This window comes from Sedimentitalea sediminis (assembly GCF_042687825.1).
Classification (GTDB): Bacteria; Pseudomonadota; Alphaproteobacteria; order Rhodobacterales; family Rhodobacteraceae; genus Sedimentitalea.
In genome coordinates, this window is record NZ_JBHUQE010000063.1 from 1 (window position 1) to 1,193 (window position 1,193).

Here is a 1,193-nt window from a genome sequence, read left to right on the forward strand (position 1 = left end):
TCTGAATCGAAAGTGGAGTCACAGAGGCTGATTTTGGTGATTCATTGCCGCTAGCCACAATATGGAGGGTGAGCAGTGGGTAAGGCACTTTCGATGGACCTTCGGGAGAGAGCAATGGCGCGGCTCTCGGCGGGCGAGAGCGTGCGCTCGGTTGCGTCGGCGCTTGATGGCGCCCCATCCAGCGTCGTGAAATGGTCTCGGCGTTTGCGCGCGACCGGAACCTGCGCGCCGGCAGGCGCGGGCGGCCATCCGCCGCCTAAGATTGTGGGCGCACACGAGACCTGGATGCTGAAGCGGATCAAGGAGCCGTTCACCCTGCGGGGACTGGGAGTGGAGCTGGCCGAGCGCGGCCTCAGGGTTGACTGCCGCACTGTTTGGGCCGTCGTGCATCGCACCGGTTATTCGTTCAAAAAAGACCCAACGCGCCGAAGAACAGAACCGTCCTGATGTGAGTCGCCGCCGCGCCCGCTGGAAGCGGCATCAGGCCCGGATCGACCCGCGCCGCCTCGTGTTGATCGATGAGACTTGGGCCAAGACCAACATGGCCCCGCTGCGCGAAGACCAACATGGCCCCGCTGCGCGGCTGGGCGCCCAAAGGCAAACGCCTAACCGGCCGCGCACCACATGGGCACTGGATGGGCACTGGATGGGCACTAGATGGGCACCACATGGGCACTGGCGCCCCATGANGCTGGGCGCCCAAAGGCAAACGCCTAACCGGCCGCGCACCACATGGGCACTGGATGGGCACTGGATGGGCACTAGATGGGCACCACATGGGCACTGGCGCCCCATGACTTTCATCGCTGCGCTGCGCCGCGACCGGATCGACGCGCCGTTCGTCCTGGACGGTCCGGTCAACGGCGAAGCCTTCCGGGCCTATGTCGAGAAGGTCCTCGCCCCGACCCTCTCTCCGGGCGGTATCGTGGTCATGGACAACCCCGGCAGTCACAAGGGACAAGCCCGCGATGCGCAAGCCCGCCTGCTGTTCTTGCCGCCCTACAGCCCCGATCCGAACCCGATCGAACACGTTTTCGCAAAACTCAAACACATGCGCCGCGACGCCGCCGAACGGACCATCAAAGCCACATGGCGCAGGATCGGCTCACTCCTCGACCGCCTCAGCCCTCAGGAATGCGCGAATGACCTCGTCAACTCAGGATACGCTTCAAGCTGATCTCTTCACGCGCTAG

2 protein-coding genes are annotated in these 1,193 nt (G+C 64.3%); both read left to right on the plus strand.

All coding sequences use genetic code 11. From position 1 onward, the window contains the following. The first annotated feature begins 114 nt into the window (after positions 1–114). Positions 115–447, plus strand: a complete 333-nt coding sequence (locus ACFMPD_RS17505) for a hypothetical protein (RefSeq protein WP_380997323.1) — start codon at positions 115–117, stop codon at positions 445–447. 238 nt (positions 448–685) lie between these two features. Beyond that, positions 686–1,177 (plus strand): transposase, encoded by a 492-nt coding sequence (locus tag ACFMPD_RS17510; protein WP_380997320.1) that lies wholly within the window; start codon positions 686–688, stop codon positions 1,175–1,177. Positions 1,178–1,193: the final 16 nt, after the last annotated feature.